This is a genomic window from Clostridium oceanicum (assembly GCF_039521385.1).
In the GTDB taxonomy this organism is placed as follows: domain Bacteria; phylum Bacillota; class Clostridia; order Clostridiales; family Clostridiaceae; genus Clostridium_F; species Clostridium_F oceanicum.
This window is the reverse complement of record NZ_BAAACG010000010.1, coordinates 399,046-417,381: the sequence shown is the minus strand read 5'-3', so window position 1 is coordinate 417,381 and position 18,336 is coordinate 399,046. Positions and strand designations below refer to the sequence as shown.

19 protein-coding genes are annotated in these 18,336 nt (G+C 25.8%); 18 read left to right on the top strand and 1 reads right to left on the bottom strand.

Features of this window, described 5'->3' with window-relative positions:
- The first annotated feature begins 275 nt into the window (after nt 1-275).
- The 10 genes from ABDZ71_RS12385 (at nt 276) to ABDZ71_RS12340 (ending at nt 8,113) form a co-directional block, all read left to right on the top strand.
- A complete protein-coding gene (locus ABDZ71_RS12385) occupies nt 276-908 on the top strand; it encodes a TVP38/TMEM64 family protein (RefSeq protein ID WP_343761964.1) in 633 nt (210 codons plus the stop codon).
- Nucleotides 909-963: 55 nt separating this feature from the next.
- Nucleotides 964-1,524: a class I SAM-dependent methyltransferase gene (locus ABDZ71_RS12380; protein WP_343761963.1), complete on the top strand. Its 561-nt coding sequence runs from the start codon at nt 964-966 to the stop codon at nt 1,522-1,524.
- A 16-nt stretch (nt 1,525-1,540) separates the two neighbouring features.
- Nucleotides 1,541-2,227, top strand: a complete 687-nt coding sequence (locus tag ABDZ71_RS12375; RefSeq protein ID WP_343761962.1) for a response regulator transcription factor — start codon at nt 1,541-1,543, stop codon at nt 2,225-2,227.
- The gene (locus ABDZ71_RS12370) at nt 2,224-3,309 is read left to right on the top strand and encodes a HAMP domain-containing sensor histidine kinase (protein WP_343761961.1); all 1,086 of its coding nucleotides are present in this window, start codon (nt 2,224-2,226) and stop codon (nt 3,307-3,309) included. The genes ABDZ71_RS12375 and ABDZ71_RS12370 overlap by 4 nt, the downstream gene beginning before the upstream one ends.
- A gap of 153 nt (nt 3,310-3,462) precedes the next feature.
- Nucleotides 3,463-4,851: a rhodanese-like domain-containing protein gene (locus tag ABDZ71_RS12365; RefSeq protein WP_343761960.1), complete on the top strand. Its 1,389-nt coding sequence runs from the start codon at nt 3,463-3,465 to the stop codon at nt 4,849-4,851.
- Between the two features lie 5 nt (nt 4,852-4,856).
- The gene (locus ABDZ71_RS12360; protein ID WP_343761959.1) at nt 4,857-5,288 is read left to right on the top strand and encodes a hypothetical protein; all 432 of its coding nucleotides are present in this window, start codon (nt 4,857-4,859) and stop codon (nt 5,286-5,288) included.
- A 281-nt stretch (nt 5,289-5,569) separates the two neighbouring features.
- On the top strand, nt 5,570-6,283 hold the full coding sequence (locus tag ABDZ71_RS12355) for an alpha/beta hydrolase (RefSeq protein WP_343761958.1): 714 nt from the start codon (nt 5,570-5,572) through the stop codon (nt 6,281-6,283).
- A 97-nt stretch (nt 6,284-6,380) separates the two neighbouring features.
- Complete coding sequence (locus tag ABDZ71_RS12350) at nt 6,381-6,872, top strand: hypothetical protein (RefSeq protein ID WP_343761957.1); 492 nt, start codon at nt 6,381-6,383, stop codon at nt 6,870-6,872.
- Nucleotides 6,873-6,903: 31 nt separating this feature from the next.
- Nucleotides 6,904-7,092 (top strand): hypothetical protein, encoded by a 189-nt coding sequence (locus tag ABDZ71_RS12345; protein ID WP_343761956.1) that lies wholly within the window; start codon nt 6,904-6,906, stop codon nt 7,090-7,092.
- 229 nt (nt 7,093-7,321) lie between these two features.
- Nucleotides 7,322-8,113, top strand: a complete 792-nt coding sequence (locus ABDZ71_RS12340) for an alpha/beta hydrolase (RefSeq protein ID WP_343761955.1) — start codon at nt 7,322-7,324, stop codon at nt 8,111-8,113.
- Nucleotides 8,114-8,205: 92 nt separating this feature from the next.
- Here ABDZ71_RS12340 and ABDZ71_RS12335 read toward each other — a convergent pair whose 3' ends face one another.
- The gene (locus tag ABDZ71_RS12335) at nt 8,206-9,075 is read right to left on the bottom strand and encodes an AraC family transcriptional regulator (protein ID WP_343761954.1); all 870 of its coding nucleotides are present in this window, start codon (nt 9,073-9,075) and stop codon (nt 8,206-8,208) included.
- Between the two features lie 626 nt (nt 9,076-9,701).
- Between ABDZ71_RS12335 and ABDZ71_RS12330 the strand changes: the two genes are divergently transcribed.
- The 8 genes from ABDZ71_RS12330 (at nt 9,702) to ABDZ71_RS12295 (ending at nt 18,215) form a co-directional block, all read left to right on the top strand.
- Complete coding sequence (locus tag ABDZ71_RS12330; RefSeq protein ID WP_343761953.1) at nt 9,702-10,226, top strand: FmdE family protein; 525 nt, start codon at nt 9,702-9,704, stop codon at nt 10,224-10,226.
- 351 nt (nt 10,227-10,577) lie between these two features.
- The gene (locus ABDZ71_RS12325) at nt 10,578-12,500 is read left to right on the top strand and encodes a BglG family transcription antiterminator (RefSeq protein WP_343761952.1); all 1,923 of its coding nucleotides are present in this window, start codon (nt 10,578-10,580) and stop codon (nt 12,498-12,500) included.
- Nucleotides 12,501-12,518: 18 nt separating this feature from the next.
- The gene (ypdE, locus tag ABDZ71_RS12320; protein WP_343761951.1) at nt 12,519-13,565 is read left to right on the top strand and encodes an aminopeptidase; all 1,047 of its coding nucleotides are present in this window, start codon (nt 12,519-12,521) and stop codon (nt 13,563-13,565) included.
- A gap of 24 nt (nt 13,566-13,589) precedes the next feature.
- A complete protein-coding gene (locus ABDZ71_RS12315) occupies nt 13,590-13,892 on the top strand; it encodes a PTS sugar transporter subunit IIA (protein ID WP_343761950.1) in 303 nt (100 codons plus the stop codon).
- Nucleotides 13,893-14,254: 362 nt separating this feature from the next.
- Nucleotides 14,255-14,584, top strand: a complete 330-nt coding sequence (locus ABDZ71_RS12310) for a PTS sugar transporter subunit IIB (RefSeq protein WP_343761949.1) — start codon at nt 14,255-14,257, stop codon at nt 14,582-14,584.
- A 22-nt stretch (nt 14,585-14,606) separates the two neighbouring features.
- Nucleotides 14,607-15,932 carry a PTS sugar transporter subunit IIC gene (locus ABDZ71_RS12305; RefSeq protein ID WP_343761948.1) on the top strand — a complete coding sequence of 442 codons (1,326 nt, stop codon included), beginning with the start codon at nt 14,607-14,609 and terminating at the stop codon, nt 15,930-15,932.
- A 19-nt stretch (nt 15,933-15,951) separates the two neighbouring features.
- Complete coding sequence (locus ABDZ71_RS12300; protein ID WP_343761947.1) at nt 15,952-17,016, top strand: M24 family metallopeptidase; 1,065 nt, start codon at nt 15,952-15,954, stop codon at nt 17,014-17,016.
- 11 nt (nt 17,017-17,027) lie between these two features.
- A complete protein-coding gene (locus tag ABDZ71_RS12295; RefSeq protein WP_343761946.1) occupies nt 17,028-18,215 on the top strand; it encodes a MalY/PatB family protein in 1,188 nt (395 codons plus the stop codon).
- Nucleotides 18,216-18,336: the final 121 nt, after the last annotated feature.

Genomic DNA, 18,336 nt, shown 5'->3' with positions numbered 1-18,336 from the left:
AGAAAAAACAACAGCTATAGCTAAGCTGGTGGGTGTTTATCCTTAGTTTTTCAAGGGATATTTGTATGGATATGTAGGAGTAATGGTTTTAGGTTTTTATATACTGGATTTTAGTAACCAAAATTTTAAATTATTAGTGTGTAAAATTTTGGGCTTACTTATATGTTTACAAAAGTATTATGATTTATTAAGAAATCTTAATATTTTTCTGTGTAAGTATTTAATAATTTCTCTGTAAAATCATAATTGTAGATTAAGTTAAGGAGGAATTTATTATGAAAAAAATAAGTAAGTTTTTAGTGATATTTGTGTGGATAACATTAATATATATATTGTTTAGATTTGAGATTCTAACTGGAGATATAGATAATTTAAATGAGATTCTTTTTATGAGTAGTGATTATAAAAAATTAATATTTTTAGCAGTAGCGTCTATAAGAGTAGTTACACTAATTCCTAGTTCTGTATTTATGATTTTAGGAGGGATGATATTTAATCCTGTAGATGGAGTTATTCTTACACTTCTTTCTATCTTATTTAGCGAATCTATTGTTTATATAGTATCTAAAATTTTTGTTACTTCTGATATGCAAAACTATTTTGTAGTTAAATATCCTAGAATATATGAAGCTTTATTAAAAAATAATAGTAAAATTTTAACTTTAGGTGTTTTATGTCCAATAGCTCCTTCAGATGTGATATGTTTTTTAGCTAGCTCTACAGGATTAAATTATGGAAGGTTTATTTTAATTGTATTAATTTCAAATATTCCAATGATGATGTTATATGTTTTTCTTGGTAATAGCGCTTTAGCATCTACTAATACTACTATAATGGTTGGAGCAGCTATAATTATGATAGGTATATATTCTTCTTACTTATGGAAAAAACAGCAAAAGGTTGTATAGATAAGCTAGATGTATAAATATAAAAATTATAGCTTAATAAAAAGGAGATTTTAATATGAATATAGTGAAGTTTTTAATTGAGTATTTTAAATCACCAAAAACTATAGGTGCTGTAGCACCAAGTTCACAAAGACTAGCAGAGAGGATGGTTAATGATATAGATTTTGATAATGCAAAGTGTATAGTTGAGTATGGTCCAGGTACAGGTGTTTTTACAGACAAGTTAGTTAAAAGAAAAAAAGAAGATACTTTGTTAGTATTAATTGAATACAATATAAAATTTTGTGAAGAACTAAAAAATAGATATAATATATATGGTAACATTGTAATAATAAATGATTCTGCTGAAAATGTAGACAAACATTTAGAAAAATATAATATTAAAAATGTAGACTATGTAGTTTCAGGGTTACCTTTTGCAAGTTTACCAAAGGATATTTCCACTAGAATATTAAATAATACAAGGAACATATTAAAAAAGAAGGGCAAGTTTATAACATTTCAGTATACACTAGTTAAAAAGCAATTTATTGAAAAGTATTTCAGTAAAATAGAATTAAATAGAGTAGTTTTAAATGTACCACCGGCGTATGTTTTCAAGTGTGAAAATTCGTAGATGAAAGGAGCAGTTTATGAGCTTTAAAATATTAATAGTTGATGATGATAGGGAAATAAGAAAGGTTACAGGAATATATCTAGAAAATGAGGGGTATAAGGTTTTAAAAGCAGAAAATGGAGAAGAGGCGTTAAAGATTATTTCTGAAAAGAAAATTGATCTTGTATTATTGGATATTATGATGCCTGGTATTGATGGAATAGAAACATGTATGAAAATTAGAGAAACAAATATGATGCCTATAATTTTTTTGTCCGCAAAATCAGAGGATTTAGATAAAATTCAAGGATTAACTTCAGGAGCAGATGATTATATTACAAAACCTTTTAATGCAATGGAGCTTATTGCAAGGATTAAGTCCCAACTTAGAAGATATACTAGATATTCTGTTGTACAAAATGCATCTAAAAATATAATTGAAATAGGGAATTTAAGTATAAATACTGATACTAGAGAAGTAGCTGTAGGAGATAAAGATGTTAGATTAACTCCTAAAGAATTTGATATATTAGAGCTTCTTGCAAGAAATAAGGGAATGGTTTTTAGTATACAAAAGATATATGAAAGAGTTTGGAAAGAAGAATTTTATAGATCAGATAATACTATAATGGTTCATATAACAAAGATAAGAGAAAAGATAGAAGAAAATCCTAAAAAGCCTATATATATTAAAACAGTATGGGGAGTAGGGTATAAAATATGAGAAAGAAAATAATATCAAGTAGATTAAGTATTCAGCTTGTAATAGCTGTTGCTATAAGTTTTTTTGCTTCCCTTATTCTTATGGCAGCTATTTCCCAATATGTTATTGTAAATTATATAAGTAAAATGAAATTTTTAAATCCATTTTATATTAACATGTTTAATTTTATATTACCTACATCTTCAATAGTAGTATTTGTTATTGTTTTTTTAGTCTTAGTTAAGAAGAAGATTAATTATATAAAATATATTTCAAAACAGGTGAATAAAATTGCTAATGAAGAATTAGGAGCTACTTTGAAAGTTAAGGGTAATGATGAAATTGCAGAACTTTGTAAATCTATCAACTTTATGTCTAAGGAATTAAAAGATAAGTTTGATCGTGAAAGAGAACTAGAAGATACTAAAACTGAATTAATAACTAATGTTTCTCATGATTTAAGAACACCTCTAACTTCAATTATAGGATATTTAGATATATTGATAAAAGAAAAATTTAATAATAAGGAAGAAAAAAAAGACTATTTAAATTCAACTTATAATCTTTCTATAAAATTAAAGAAATTAATTGATGAATTATTTGATTATACAAAGTTATCAAACAGTAATATATCCTTAGATTTTCAAAAGGTGGATTTAGGAGATATACTTATTCAAATGTTAGGAGAATATAGCCCTATAGCTGAAAGCAAAGGGTTAAGAGTAGTAACTGATATTTCAGATGAAAAGCTTCCTGTTAAAATCGATATTGAAAAAATGATAAGAGTTTTTGATAATATTTTAAGTAATGCAGAAAAATATAGTTTAAAACCATCAGATATAGTTGTTAAAGCAGAAGGTAAAGATGATAATATTTTTATTTCTATATCTAATAAAGGAGTGCATTTAGAACAGAATAAACTCAACAAAATGTTTGAAAAATTTTATAGAGTGGATGTTTCCAGATCAAATAATATTGAAGGTTCAGGTATTGGATTAGCAATTTGTAAAAAGATAGTAGATCTTCATAATGGACAAATTTGGGCTAAATCCAATAAAGATGTGATATCAATAAATATTAGATTACCTAAAAATAGTATATAAAACATATTTTTGTTATAAATAAAAGTTATAGTTAAATGTTTAACTATAGCTTTTTTGTATAAAGCATCCTGAGTAATTTGTCATATGGTATTATATAAAAGAAATTTATGCGAAATTTTATATTATATAATATTAATAGGGGGATAAAAACTTATGAAGATAACTAAAAAGTCCATTTGTTTAGCTGTAGTTTTAATAACAGGATTACTTACTTTTTCTGCTTGCTCAAAAAAAGATGCTAAAAAGACAGAAAAAGAAAACGTATCAATACAAACAATTTCTACAGATAAAGTTAAGGATAAAATGAAAGATAGCTCTTATGTTATAGTAGATACAAGAATTAATGATGCTTTTAATGGATGGAAATTAGACGGCGTAAAAAGAGGCGGACATATTGAAGGTGCTGTAGATTTCTCAGCTAATTGGTTAAAAGTAAAAGCTGAAAACAAAGATAAAACTTTAGACGAAGCTCTTAAAACTAAAAAGATTACTTCAGATAAAAATATAGTATTATATGATGCTAATGGAAAAGATTCTAAAGAAGTAGCTAAATATTTAAGTGATAAAGGATTTAAAAATCTATATACATACGATGTGAAAGAGTGGGCTAAAGATGAAAGTCTTCCAATGAAAAAATATGATGACTATCAAATGATAGTACCTGCTAAAGTAGTTAAAGATGTTATAGATGGTAAAACACCGGAAACATTTAAAAAGGACAAAAAAGTTAAAATAGTAGAAGTAAGTTGGGGAGAAGAAAAAACATCTTATGCAAAGGGGCATGTTCCAACAAGTTTCCATGTAAATACAGATATTATAGAACCTCCAACTAAAAATCCACCACAATGGATGTTAGCAAGTGACGATAAACTTACTAAATTTGCTAAAGATTATGGATTTACAAAGGATGATGCTGTAATAGTAACTGGTGAAGAACCTATGGCAGCTTATAGATTAGCAGTAATACTTCGTTATATGGGAGTAGAAGATGTAAGAGTTCTAAATGGTGGCTTAACTGCTTGGAAATTAGCAGGATATAAAGCTGAAACTGAAAGCCATAAAGCTACTAAAGTAAAAGATTTCGGCGCTAAAATACCTGTTAATGGAGATTTAATAGATACTATAGAAGAAGCAAAAGTAGGATTAAGTAAACCAAATGAATACACACTTGTAGATAACCGTACTTGGGATGAACATATAGGAAAAATCACAGGATATAGTTATCATAAGAAAAAAGGACGTATTCCTGGATCTGTATATGGTTATGCTGGAAAAGGTGATTCTTATTCTTTAGATTATTACCGTAATATAGATAAAACTATGAGAAATAAAGATGAAATATTAGCTTTATGGAAAAGTCAAGGAATAGATACAAATAAACACCTTGCATTTATGTGTGGAAGTGGCTGGCGTGCTGCAGAAGTATTAACTTATTCAAATGTTATGGGACTTGAAAATACATCATTATATAGTGATGGATGGATTGGTTGGAGTAATGATCCTAAAAACCCTGTAGAAACTGGAGATCCTAAGAAAAAATAAAGCTTATGAAAAATAAAATAGTAAAGAAAATAATTTATATTTTTGCAGTAATAGTACAAATATTACTAATAACTTCTGCCTTTGTATTAAACAGCTTAACAGACACAAAAGCTGGTGTAATGCACCATGTTTATTATAAAAGATATGAATATGAACAAGGGATATATTCTCAAAGTAATCTAACAATTCAAAGCATTGTAGCTGTTGCTATATGTATACTTTTAGCTTTTTTATTGTTCTTAGCTATTAAAAAGGGAAAAGATAAATTTCATATTATACAAATAGCTTTAGGTTTAATATCAGGAATTTTAGTTTACTTTGTAATAAATAACTCAGTTTTTATAGATATGTTAGCTTATCCTTATTTTATAATGGCCTTTGAAATTGTTTTAGGTATTCAAGTTGTCATTATAATAATAAGTAGATTAGTAAAATAAGATTTAGGGGAATTATGATAAATATATAAGGAAACATTGAAAATATTTAATTTAAAAAACCGTTACTTAGTATGGGGCTAGGTAGCGGTTTTTATATGGTATACTAATAGTATAATATAAGAATACAATGTAAATTTAACCATAGAAGGTGTAAAGAGGAACAAGGACAACTTATTACAGAATTATTTAAGAGCTAGATAAATCATGAAACTAAGGTTATAATCTCATTGTGAATAAAGTTAAAAAACTATAAATTAAGATATCTTACGGAGGAAGAGTATATGAAAAAACAAAGTTTAAACATAAAAAATATACCAGTAGTTTTATGGGGAGAAAAATCAGATAAGCTTTTTATAGCTGTTCATGGTAATATGTCAAATAAAGAAGATAAACCTATTGAGATATTTGCAAAAGAAGCAATAAAATTTGGATATCAAGTTCTTAGTTTTGATTTACCAAAGCATGGAGATCGTAAAAGTGAAAACTATCCTTGTAAGGTTCAAAATTGCGTTAAAGATCTTAATACTATAATGGAATATGGGGAGAACTTAACAAATAACATAAGCTTGTTTGCTTGTAGTATGGGGGCATATTTTAGTTTAATTGCATATATGGACAAACCTCTTAATCAATCTATTTTTCTATCACCAGTTGTAAATATGGAGCGCATAATAGATTATATGATGACAAGCTTTAGTGTAAGTGAGGAGAAACTTAAAGATGAAAAAGAAATTCCAACGCCTTTTGGAGAAACACTTTACTGGGACTATTATTGCTATGTAAAAAGACATCCTATAACTTCTTGGGATAGCAATACTTCAATTCTTTATGGATCAGAAGATACTTTATGTGAGTTTGATATAATATCCAAATTTTCTAAGGATTTTAATTGTGATTTGAAAGTTTTAGAAGGTGGAGAACATTATTTTCATACTAATGAACAATTAGACTTTTTTACAAAATGGGTTAAAGAGCGTATTTATTCTTCTAAATAAATTAGAGTTAAATATGATTTGTTACATAGAAAGAGAAGAGAAAATTTAAGGTTAACATAAATTATCTTGTAATGCTTAGAAGAAAGGACATGGTTTTATGAAAAAACGTTGGCTTATTTATACTATAATAGGAGTAGCATTTGGAGTTCTTGACGAATATTATCAAGAGTTTGTTCAAGGAATGATAACTTCAGTTCCTATGTGGTTTATTCTAGCATGGGGAATTTGGTTAATTCCAATTATACCTATTGTTTTACATGAAGCAAAAGTTTCTAAATCAAGAATTAAAGCTGCTTTGGCAAATGTGTTAACATGGAGTAGTGCAGTTATTTCATATTATGTATTTATTGCTATTAAACTTATTTTTATAGGCCAATCAAGCATGAATTTTATATATAGTTCAAACTATAAAGATGAATTTTACTTTAGTAATTTAAAAAGTTTCTTTTATAATAGTATTTTAAGTGGTATTACTGAATGGATTGGTATAGCAATTGTTGGAGGTTTTATTACTGGATTTTCAATCAGTTTTATATATCTACGTATAAGGAGAACCCCTAGAAAGTTCAAAAGAGAGATAGTCTTATAAATTATAAAAATATTAATGAGGGGGATTTATTATGAGCAATTCTATAAAAGAAGTTTTATTTAAATTTGTTTTTGTAGTTTTAGCCTTTTCTATTATAGGACATTTTGTGAAAGGATTAAATATTACTATAATTAAATCAGTTGCTATATCTTCAGGAATTGCAATTGTTGATTTGATAGCATATATTATAAGAATATATAAAGACAGTAAAACATGCTAAAATTAAACTTTAGTTTAAAAAAGAATATTTATAAGAAAAAAGAGTGAAAAGCTGTTACTTAGAAAAATTTTAGGTAACGGCTTTTTAAATAATTGATTTAATAGCAAAATAGTGATAATAAAAAGCAATATTATTCATGATAAATATGATTAACAATGATATTATAAATATATGAATTCAAGTTAGTGTAAGGCATGCTGTACTATATATACTTATGAGGTGATATAAAATGAATAAATCAAAAGTAGAGAAAATAAGTTTTTACAGTAATAAACTTAGCAAAGAAATGCAAATGACAGTCTATTTGCCTAGAGACTATAATAATTTAACTAGTCTTCCTGTATTATATTTTTTACATGGAAGAAGTGGAAATGAAAATTTAATGTTTCAAATAGATATAAATACCAAAGCAGATAAAATGATAAAAGAAGGACAGATTAAGCCTATGATAATTGTATGTCCAAGAATTGAAAATAGTAGAGGTATTAACTCATCTTTAGTTTGCAAGGAGGTAACTCAGTCTAAAGATAATAATAGAATCATAAATTTAGGAATGTATGAAGATTACTTTATAAAAGAAGTAATACCTTTAATTGATAAAAAATTTAATACTATAAAAGATAGAAAAGGAAGATATATAGGAGGGGTATCTGCTGGTGGATATATAGCTCTTCATAATGGATTAAGATATGAAAATATGTTTTCAAAAATAGGAGGGCATATGCCTGCTTTAGAACTAAAACTTGAAGATGAAGACAAAGCTTACTATAAAGATATGGATCTATGGGAAAAATATGATCCTATATATATTGCAAGAAATAATAATATTTTATCGGATACTTATATATATCTTGATGCTGGAGACAGAGATGAAGGTAGATTTTATGAAGGTTCTTTAATTTTGCATAAGATATTGAAAGAAAAAGGTGTAAGTTCTGAGAATCATATATTCCCTGGAAATCACAGCGCTGAATATATAAAATCAAATATTGAAAAGTATTTAAAGTTTTATGGAAGGTAATATTTAAAGAATTCCAACTTAGATTGAAAATAGAGAACCTAAATTTAAAATTTAGGTTCAATTATTTATATAGGTTTGTTATCTAAAGTAAATTACTTAAATTTAGTTTGTCTAAATTTTGATGGAGAAACATTATAGTATTTTTTAAACAAACGACTAAAATAATTTATGTTATCAAAACCACAGTTTAATGCTATTTCAGTTATATTAAGATTACCTTTGTTTAAATAGGAAAGGGCTTTTTCAAGTCTTACTTTATTAATATAATTTGTAGTTGTTTTACCAGTCATTTCTTTAAAAACTCTACAAAAATGATAGGTACTTATATGTGCAATATTTGAAAGATCCTTGGTAGTTATTTTTTTAGAGTAGTTGTTATCTATATATTTAAAAATCAAGTCAAAACGTTTTAGATTATTTACTTTTGAAGTAAGTTCCTTTTTAGTTAGAAATTTTTTTATGTAGTTTCTTAAAAGAAGGACAATCAATCTATAAATGAAAGATTTTATAGCAAGTTCATATCCTATTTTTTTAGAATAATATTCATCTATTATTGTAGTAATGCAGTTTAATATATCCTTGTTATTTTCAATCAAATTTTCAAAGCATATTTGATTTTGAGAAAGTGGAGATAGAAATTTTGTTTGGCATAAATCAACTTGATTACTAAAAAGAAATGAAGAGTCTATACGGATTGTATAAAACTTTAAATCATCACTTAAGCTTTCAAGAGAATGTAGCTCATTACTATTAACTACTATAAGGCTGGTAGCTTTAACAGGGTAACTTTTTTTATTACATTCAACTATAGCTTTCCCTTTAGTAAAAAAGTATAGCTGCATATTTTCATGCCAATGGGATTTGAATTTTACTCCCTTTTTAAAGTTTTCTGCTAGAAATATGTCCACACCTAAATTTGGGTCTGGCATTTTTTTATTGTAATAACTTTTTAAATCTTTCATAATAATATCCTCATATAAAATTATTTAAATTTTTAAAATACAAACTTTAAGTTATATAAGTAATTAAATATACTAACTTTTTTATTAGTTTAAGCAGTATAAAGCTTTAGTTATACTTTAAATGTAATCATTATAATATAAGTTTTTTTTATTGTAAACGGTAAATTTTTTATGATTTTAGTTATTTTTATTATAATAAATTTTCTGAAGTGGTTAGATTTTAATATAATTAAAACATAGCTATATTTTAATTATAAAAGAGATTAATTTTATAGGGTATATAATTTAAAATATATATAAATAATAAAAGATTTTAAAATTAGATTATTATCTATAAATATCATAATGATACTGAAGTATAAAAATGATACTAAAAAATATCATAATGATACAAATTCACAAAAAACAATATAAATTCAAGCTATTCTTATTGGCATGGAAAATGCTTAGATTTAATAAGGGAACTTTTTAGTATATTTTATAATTAAAGAAATTACAAATTCTTTTAATAAATTTATTAATAAAAAGTAAGTGTAGTGGATTTATATAAAGTTAATTAACAAGGATATAAAATGCTTTGATTTTTATATTTAGGATTTATTAGGTTAAAATAGGAGGAATAAAAGATGAATAAAGAGTTATGGAAGAAATGTGTTGAATTTCATGGTCATGAATGTCCAGGACTTGCTATAGGTTTTAGAGCAAGCGAAATTGCAATAGAAAAAATGGGGCTTAATTTTTCAAAGGATGAGGAATTAGTTTGTGTAACGGAAAATGATGCCTGTGGAGTTGATGCAGTACAGGTAATTACTGGTTGTACATTAGGTAAAGGAAACCTTATATATAAGGGTACAGGTAAAATGGCATTTACTTTTTTTGATAGAGAAAAAAACAACAGTATAAGATTAGTTTTAAAAGAATTTAAGTATGAAATGAGTAGAGAGGATAGAAAAAAATATATATTGAATGCACCAGCTGAGGATGTGTTTAGTATAAAAAAACCCAAATTTAATGTTCCAAAAAATGCAAGACTATTTAATACAGTTATTTGTGAAAATTGTGGTGAAGCAGTGCCAGAGCATAAGGTTAGGTTAAGTAATGGTAAAAAGCTTTGTTTAGATTGCTTTGATGAGTATTCAAGAGGATGGTAAAAGAGAAGATACAAATTTAAAGGAAAGGATTTCAAAAAACAATATTAAAATAATGTGATTTTGTTCTCTTAATTTTAATAATATAACAGTTTATTTTTGTTTGACAATGAACGGACAGTTATGTTACAATTTGAAAAACTTAAATATAATTTTTTATGAAGGCAAAGGCGTCTAAGAAAGGGAAAATGTAAAAGCTCCCATTTTTTAGGCGCTATATTTTATGAAAGTGATATTTATTTCATTTCAATTGTGAAAAATAAAAACTTTTATTTTGAAAATTCTGAATGTATAATTAAATTAAATTTGAGTTAAGAAAAGGGCTAGTAAACGTTTAGAAAAGGGTTTGTTGTTATGAGAGAAAAAATTATTTTAGAAAAATTAATAGAAAGTAATAATTATATTAGCTTAGATTTTTTTAGCCAAAGGTTAGGCGTTACTACAAGAACTACTAGAAAGCATATGAAAAATTTAATAGATAGTGGTAAAACCAATGGTTTTTCTATGGAGTTTAAAAGAAAAGAAGGATATTATCTTAAAATTAAAGATAAAAAACTTATGAATGAATATCTAAAAAAATTAGATAAATTTAAAGTAGATGAAGATCCAAAACAAAGAGTAAAAAAGATACTTTTTATACTGCTTACTTCAGTTGAGTATGTTACAGTTAGTAAGTTTTCAAATATATTAAGTGTAAGTAGGAGTACTATAATAAAAGAAATAAAAGAAGTTGAAAATAAGATTCATAGCTATAATCTAAGGTTAATTAAAAAGCGTTATTATGGATTAATAATTGAAGGAGAAGAAGAAAAAATACGAGAAGCAATTTTAAGAGAATATATAGATAATTATAGTGATTTTTGGAAAAAATATTTTGATTTTATGAGTAAGGAAGATTATTTAGATATAGAAAATAAGATAATAAAAGAGATGAAGAATAATCAAGTTATAACAGAAAATAGGAATTTGAAATACATATTATTTACTATAAAAATATCTATCTATAGAATGAAAAAAGGAAAATATATTAAAGATGTAAAGAGGACTAATAGTAAAAAATTAAAATCTTATATTAATATTTCAAGAAATACCTTAAATTTTATAAAAGAAAAATTTGATATTGAATTTTCAGAAAGTGAAGTATTAAATTTAGCTATTAAGATTAATTCTAAATGCTCAAAAATTTATAAAACCACAGAATGTAATGAAGATTTGAAAAAATATATAGAAGAATTTTTATATAAGTTGGATTTAGAATATGATTCTGTCTTTTCAAAGGATAAAGAGCTTGTAAAGTCTTTATGGTCACATATACAAGCTTTAATTGAAAGGTTATATCAAAATGTAAAATTAAAAAATCCTATAGCAGATGAGATAAGTATGAAGTATTCAACTACTTTTGATATAGCAATAAAATTTTCTAAAATGATACAAAATATGTACAATCTATCTTTAACAAAAGATGAAATTGCTTATATAACTATGCATTTTGCAGCTCATATAGAAAAACGAATCATGACTATGATTTCAAATTTAAAAAATATAGCTGTTATATGTTCATCTGGTGGAGGAAGTTCTTATTTATTAAAATTAAAATTGCAAAATTTATTTTATAGTTCTAACATTAAAACTTTTTCTTTTTTTGAAATAGATGAAGTTAATGAATTTAATCCAAACTTAATAATATCAATAGTTAAACTTAATAAAGAAGATTTTAATAAACCTATAATATATGTAAAAGAGCTTATAGATGATAAAGAATTACTGAAGATTAAAGATGTTTTAGAAACTGAATTTTATCTAAAAAATAATGGGTATAAGAAAAATCATAAGGATATAGAAATGTTATTTGAAAAGCAATTTTTTAAAGTAATGGATAACAAAGCAAGTGATAGTTATATAGATATTATATATAAAAGAGCAAAAGAATTTGAAATATCCAATTATGCAAAGGGAAATTATGCTAAGTATGTTATGGAAAGAGAAAAATTATTTTCAACTATATATAAAAACATGATAGCTGCACCTCATCCTATAGAAATGTGTGGAAATAAAAATTCTATAGGGGTTACCATACTAAAAGAGCCTATAGAGTACAAGGGAAAAAAAGTAAGAGTAATATTTTTAATATGCTTAAAGGAACATCAATTAACAACTCATAAAAAGATTAGTAAATTTCTTATAGATGCTATGGAAAAAAAAGAGTTTAATAACAAGATGGTGAAAGTTAAATCTTATGAAGATTTTATTATAGAAATAAAGAATATATTGAAATAGATTAGGAGTGGTAATTTAATGATTGATTTAAAACTATTAGAACGCCTTAGTAATACAGATGGCATATCTGCAAGAGAAAACAAAGTTAATGAAGTTCTTTATGATGAATTGAAAGAATATTCAGATGAGATAAGCTATGATAATTTAGGAAGTATAATTTTTAAGAAAAAAGGAGAATGTGATAAGCCTAAGATTATGATAGCAGCCCATACAGATGAAGTAGGTTTTATGGTAAAAAATATTGATGATTTAGGATTTATACATGTAATTATGATAGGAAGAATTAGAGATAAAGGATTTTTCTTGCAAGAAGTTAGAATAACAACTAAAGAAGGAGATAAGGTTATAGGAATAATTAATGGAGAAATAGATTCAAATACAAATGAACCTAAAGATATTTATATAGATATTGGAGCTAAAAATAGGGAAGATGTATGGAATTTAGGAATAAGACCAGGAGATATGGTAACATATACTAGCGAATTTAAGAAATATAAATTAGAAAACATTGTAGCAGGAAAGGCATTTGATGACAGGTTAGGATGTTATATCCTCTCTGAAGTAATGAAAAAATTGAAAGATTTAAAACATAAAAATACAGTTTACGGGGTAGGTACTGCTTGTGAGGAAATAGGTACTAGAGGAGGAAAAACAGCTGCTTATAAAGTTAATCCTGATATATGTTTTGTAATAGATGTAGCTTGTGCAAGAGATCAGAGAATTAGAAATTATTCTAATAACAGGCAAATAGGAAAAGGGCCTATGATTATAAGTTTTGATAGAACCTTAACTCCTAGAAGAAAGTGGACTGACATTATAATAGAAAAATGTAATGAATTAAAAATAGATTTTCAATATGACATGTTTAGTAGAGGGGGAACAGATGGAGGAAGTGTCCATTTAACTAATGAAGGTATACCTACAGTTGCTATTTGTATTCCCGTTAGATATGGACATTGTAACTACTCTATTTTAAACGTGAAAGATTTAGAAAATACAATAAACTTATTAATAGAAATAATTAAAGATTTAGATAAAGAAAATATTAAAAACTTAAATAAATAACAACAAAAGAAAGGAAGAAATCACATGAAAGAATCAGAATTACAAATATTTAAATTAATATCTATAGCTGGAGAAAGCAAAACTAAAGCTTTTGAAGCTCTTAAATGTGTAAAGAAAGGTGATATAAAGGGAGCAAAAGAAAAAATTGAAGAAGCTAGAAAGTTAGATGTGGAAGCTCATAATATTCAGACTGAGATTATAACAAAAGAAGTTTCCGGTGAAAGTTCACAGGTTAGTTTACTTGCAGTACATGCTCAAGACCATTATATGACTAATCAATTAGCTAGAGAATTAATAGAAGGAATTATAGATTTATATGATAAATAGAATAGTAAATTTTATTTATATTAATATAAGATAGATTTTACTTATATAAAGTAAGAAGTATATATAGTAACAAGATATGAAGTAACCAATATATAAAGTAATAAATATATAGAAAAGAAATTTTTTCATAATAAAAAATAGATATAAGTTATGAAGTATATGCAGTAATGAAAGCTTTTTGTTATCTAAAGTTATATAAATAACATAAATTTAGCCAATTAGATTACATAAATATAATTATGTAAATTTAATAAATGTAAACTTTAAAAATAAACCTAAAAAGTAAACTTAAATATAAATTAAAAAGTAAAAATGTAAAACATAAAACTTAAAAAATATAAATTATACAAGGAGGAATAGTTATGAATATATTATTATGTTGCGCTGGAGGATTTTCAACAACTATGCTTATGGAGGAAATGAAAAAAGTAGTAAAGAAAAGTTCCAAGTTAAATGAAGAAGACTTTAAGATGATTGCTATACCAGTTGATGCTTTGGAAGGTGAAATTGATAATTATGACATTCTTTTAGTAGGTCCTCAAGTAGGTCACAAAATAGATTTTATTAAAGAAATAGTTGAACCTAGAAATAAGCCCTATGTAGTAATAGATAAAGATGTTTATGGATCTATGGATGGAGCAACAGTATTAAAAATGGCTTTAGTTGAACACAGAAAATATCTGAAAAAATAATATTGATTAAGGAGTGGTAGTTTTGTTTGAAAAATTTGAAAGAATAATGAATAAATACTTAACACCTGTTGCTAATAAGATAGACAGTCAGCCTCATCTAAATTCAGTAAAAAGAGCAATGGTTGCTATGATACCATTTTTGCTTTTAGGTAGTTTTTTTGCAATTATCCCTGCTATACCAGGAATGCTTGGAAAGGGAAATGCTATATCTAATTGGGTAGAGGCAAATTCAGAAATTTTAAATTTACCAGTTACCTTATCATTAGGATTTATAGGGCTATATGTCACTATAGCTATAGCCTATTTTCTTGCTGAAAAACGAAAACTGTATGTGCCAGGAGCAATACTTTTAACATCTATTTCATTTTTATTACTTACAATACAGTTTGATAAAAATGGACTAGTTATAATAAAAAACTTTGGAACAAAAGGAATGTTTACAGGAATATTTGTAGCTATTATAGCAGTAGAATTATATAGATTTTGTACTAATAAAAAATTAACTATAAAGATGCCAGAAGGGGTACCGGATTTTGTTTCAAGCAGTTTTGAACTTATTCCATCTACATTAATTGTAGTAGGAACATTTATAATATTAAGAATGGTATTTTTAAAAACTACAGGAGGATTACTACCGGATTTATTAACAAGAATGTTATCTCCTTTAGTTGGAAGTATGGATAATCCTTATGCTATATTGTTTTTACATTTCATGAAAATGCTTATTTTCTTCTTTGGTATACATCCATCAGTTTTTGGTCCAATAGTTGGTCCTATAGCAGTTAAATTTTTAGGTGAAAATATTGAAGCTATGAAAGCAGGACAACCTTTAACGCATATATTTACAAACGGAACTTCAAGTGCTTTCTTTGGGTTTACAGGTGCAGGAATAACAATAGGTGTTGTAATATGCTGTTTATTAAGTAAGTCAAAAAGATATAGAAAAATCGGACAAATATCATTATTCCCATCTTTATTTGGAATTAACGAGCCAATATTATTTGGTGCACCAATAATTTTAAATCCTATATTCTTTATTCCTTTTGTGTTTGGAGGAGCTATAGTAGGAACACTACCATTTTTCTTAATGAAGTATGGATTTTTAAGCAAACCAATTTTTGATCCACCTTATGTAGGAGTATTTTTAGAGGGCTTTTTAACAAACTTTGATTACAGAAATATAATAGCTCAAGTAATCCAACTTATTTTAGCAGTAGCTATGTACTATCCTTTCTTTAAAATATTAGAAAAACAAGAGCTTCGTAAAGAAAATGAAAAACAAAAAAGTAATGAAATATTTAGTAAAGAAGATGAAGATATATTAGATGATTTAGATTTAGATTTTTAATTTTGGAGATGAATTTTTAATGGTAAATAGAATAATTAAAATTAAAAGTTTTTTAAATAAAACTGGGATAGATGGAATTTTAATAAAAGGAAAGTCAAACAAGAAATATATAAGTAAACTAGGAGGAAGTGGAGTAAAGGTATTTATTACAAAAAAGGATGCTTATATAATTGCTGACGCTAGATATATAGAAGAAGCTAATAAAATATGTGATGGCTTTAAAATTATAGATCATAAAGGGGAATTTTATACTGTTTTAAATTCCATTGTAGAGAAAGAAAATATAGAAAAAATAGCAATAGAAAGAATCCATTCTAGTATTGATGATTATTTTGATATTAAAGAAAAAATTAATTCAGAGATTATTCTTTTAAATGATGAACTTGAGGAAATAAGAAAAATAAAAGAAGACATAGAAATAGATAAAATTAAAAAGGCTTGCCAAATTACTGATTATATTTTTGAAAAAGTGTTATCTAAGATAAAAGAAGGAGTAAGTGAAAGAGATATATCTGCAGAAATTCAATACTTAGCTATAAAAGAAGGGGCAAGTGCTATGTCTTTTGATACTATAGTGGCATCTGGATATAGAAGTGCAATGCCTCATGGAAGACCAACTAATAAAAAAATATTAAAAGGTGAAGCCATAGTTATAGATTTTGGAATAATTTATGAAGATTATATGTCAGATATGACTAGAACAGTTTTTATAGATTCAGTGCCAGAGAAAATAAAAAATATATATAATGTAGTTTTAAAAGCTCAGCTTAAAAGTATAGATTTTATAAAAGAGGGAGTAGCAGAAGGTGAAGTAGATAGTATAGCTAGAGAATATATTAAAGAAAAAGGCTATGGTAAATATTTTGGACATGGTTTAGGTCATGGAATTGGAATGGGAGAAAATGAGCTTCCAGTTTTAAAACCTAATAGAAAAGGGATATTAAAAAACAATATGGTTATGTCTGTAGAGCCTGGTATATATATTCCTAATATAGGTGGAGTTAGAATTGAAGATGATGTAGTAGTAAAAGGTGAAAAGGGGATTCCTTTAAATAAAACTACAAAGGAAATAATAATACTTTAAGGAGGAAAAGGATGGGTAAGTATAATTTTGATGAAATAGTAGACAGAAAAATTACCAAATGTAGAAAATGGGATAATAAAATATTAAAAGAAAAGTTTGGACTAGATAGTGATGCTATCCCTATGGATATTGCTGATATGGATTTTAAGTCCCCTCCAGAAGTAGTAAATGCTATTGTAGAAAGAGCAAAACTTGGAGTTTACGGTTATACTTATACGTATGATAAGTATTATGAAGCCGTCATAGAGTGGAATAAAAGAAGATTCAATGTTGATTTAAAAAAGGATTGGATAACATTAACCTTTGGAACTGTAAGTACACTACATTACATTGTACAAGCCTTTTGTAGAAAAGAAGATAAAGTTATGATAAATACTCCTGCATATGATCCTTTTAGAGAAGCTACTTTAAGACAAAATTGTAAATTAGTTTATTCTACTTTGAAAAATATAAATAATAGATATTTTTTAGATTTTGAAGACATAGAAAATAAATTTAAAAATGAAGATATAAAAATATTTATATTTTGTAGTCCACAAAATCCATCAGGAAGAGTATGGAGTAAAGAAGAGATTAATAAATTAAGTGAGTTATGCATTAAATATAAGGTATTATTAGTATCTGATGAGATTCATAGAGATGTAATATTTAAAAAAGGCAAGTTTACTACCCTTTGGAATGCTAATGAATCAATTTGTAATAACAGCATAGTTTGTGTATCTCCTAACAAAGGTTTTAATCTAGGAGGTCTTAAATCTTCTTACATAATTATAAAAGATAGAAAAATAAGAGAAACATTGAAAAAAAGATTAGAAATGAATTCAATTACTTCACCTCATGTCTTTGCAGAGCCTGCTTTAATTGCAGCTTATACTAAAGGAGAAGAATGGTTGAAAGAACTTACAGAATATGTTAATATGAATTTTCAAGTGTTAGAAAAAGCAATAAAAGAAAAGTTTCCTAAAGCTAAATTTATGAAACCAGAATCTTCTTTTTTAGCTTGGATTGATATGAGAGAAGAATTTAAATCTGAAGATGAAATTAGAGAATTTTTTACAAGAGCAAATGTAACAGTTGTTTATGGAAGTTATTTTGTAAAAGATGGTGAAGGTTTTATAAGAATAAATGTAGGCTGTCCTAGAAAAATATTAAAGGAAGCCATAAATAGAATTAATAATACAGAAAAATTAAGTGATTAGTACAGGCAACTAATGGAAGAGATTAATATAATTAATTATTAGAAAGTATTATTGATCTATTTAGAATATATTTATATAAGTTATTAATAAAATTATGTTTTCTATAAGAGTGAATATACCA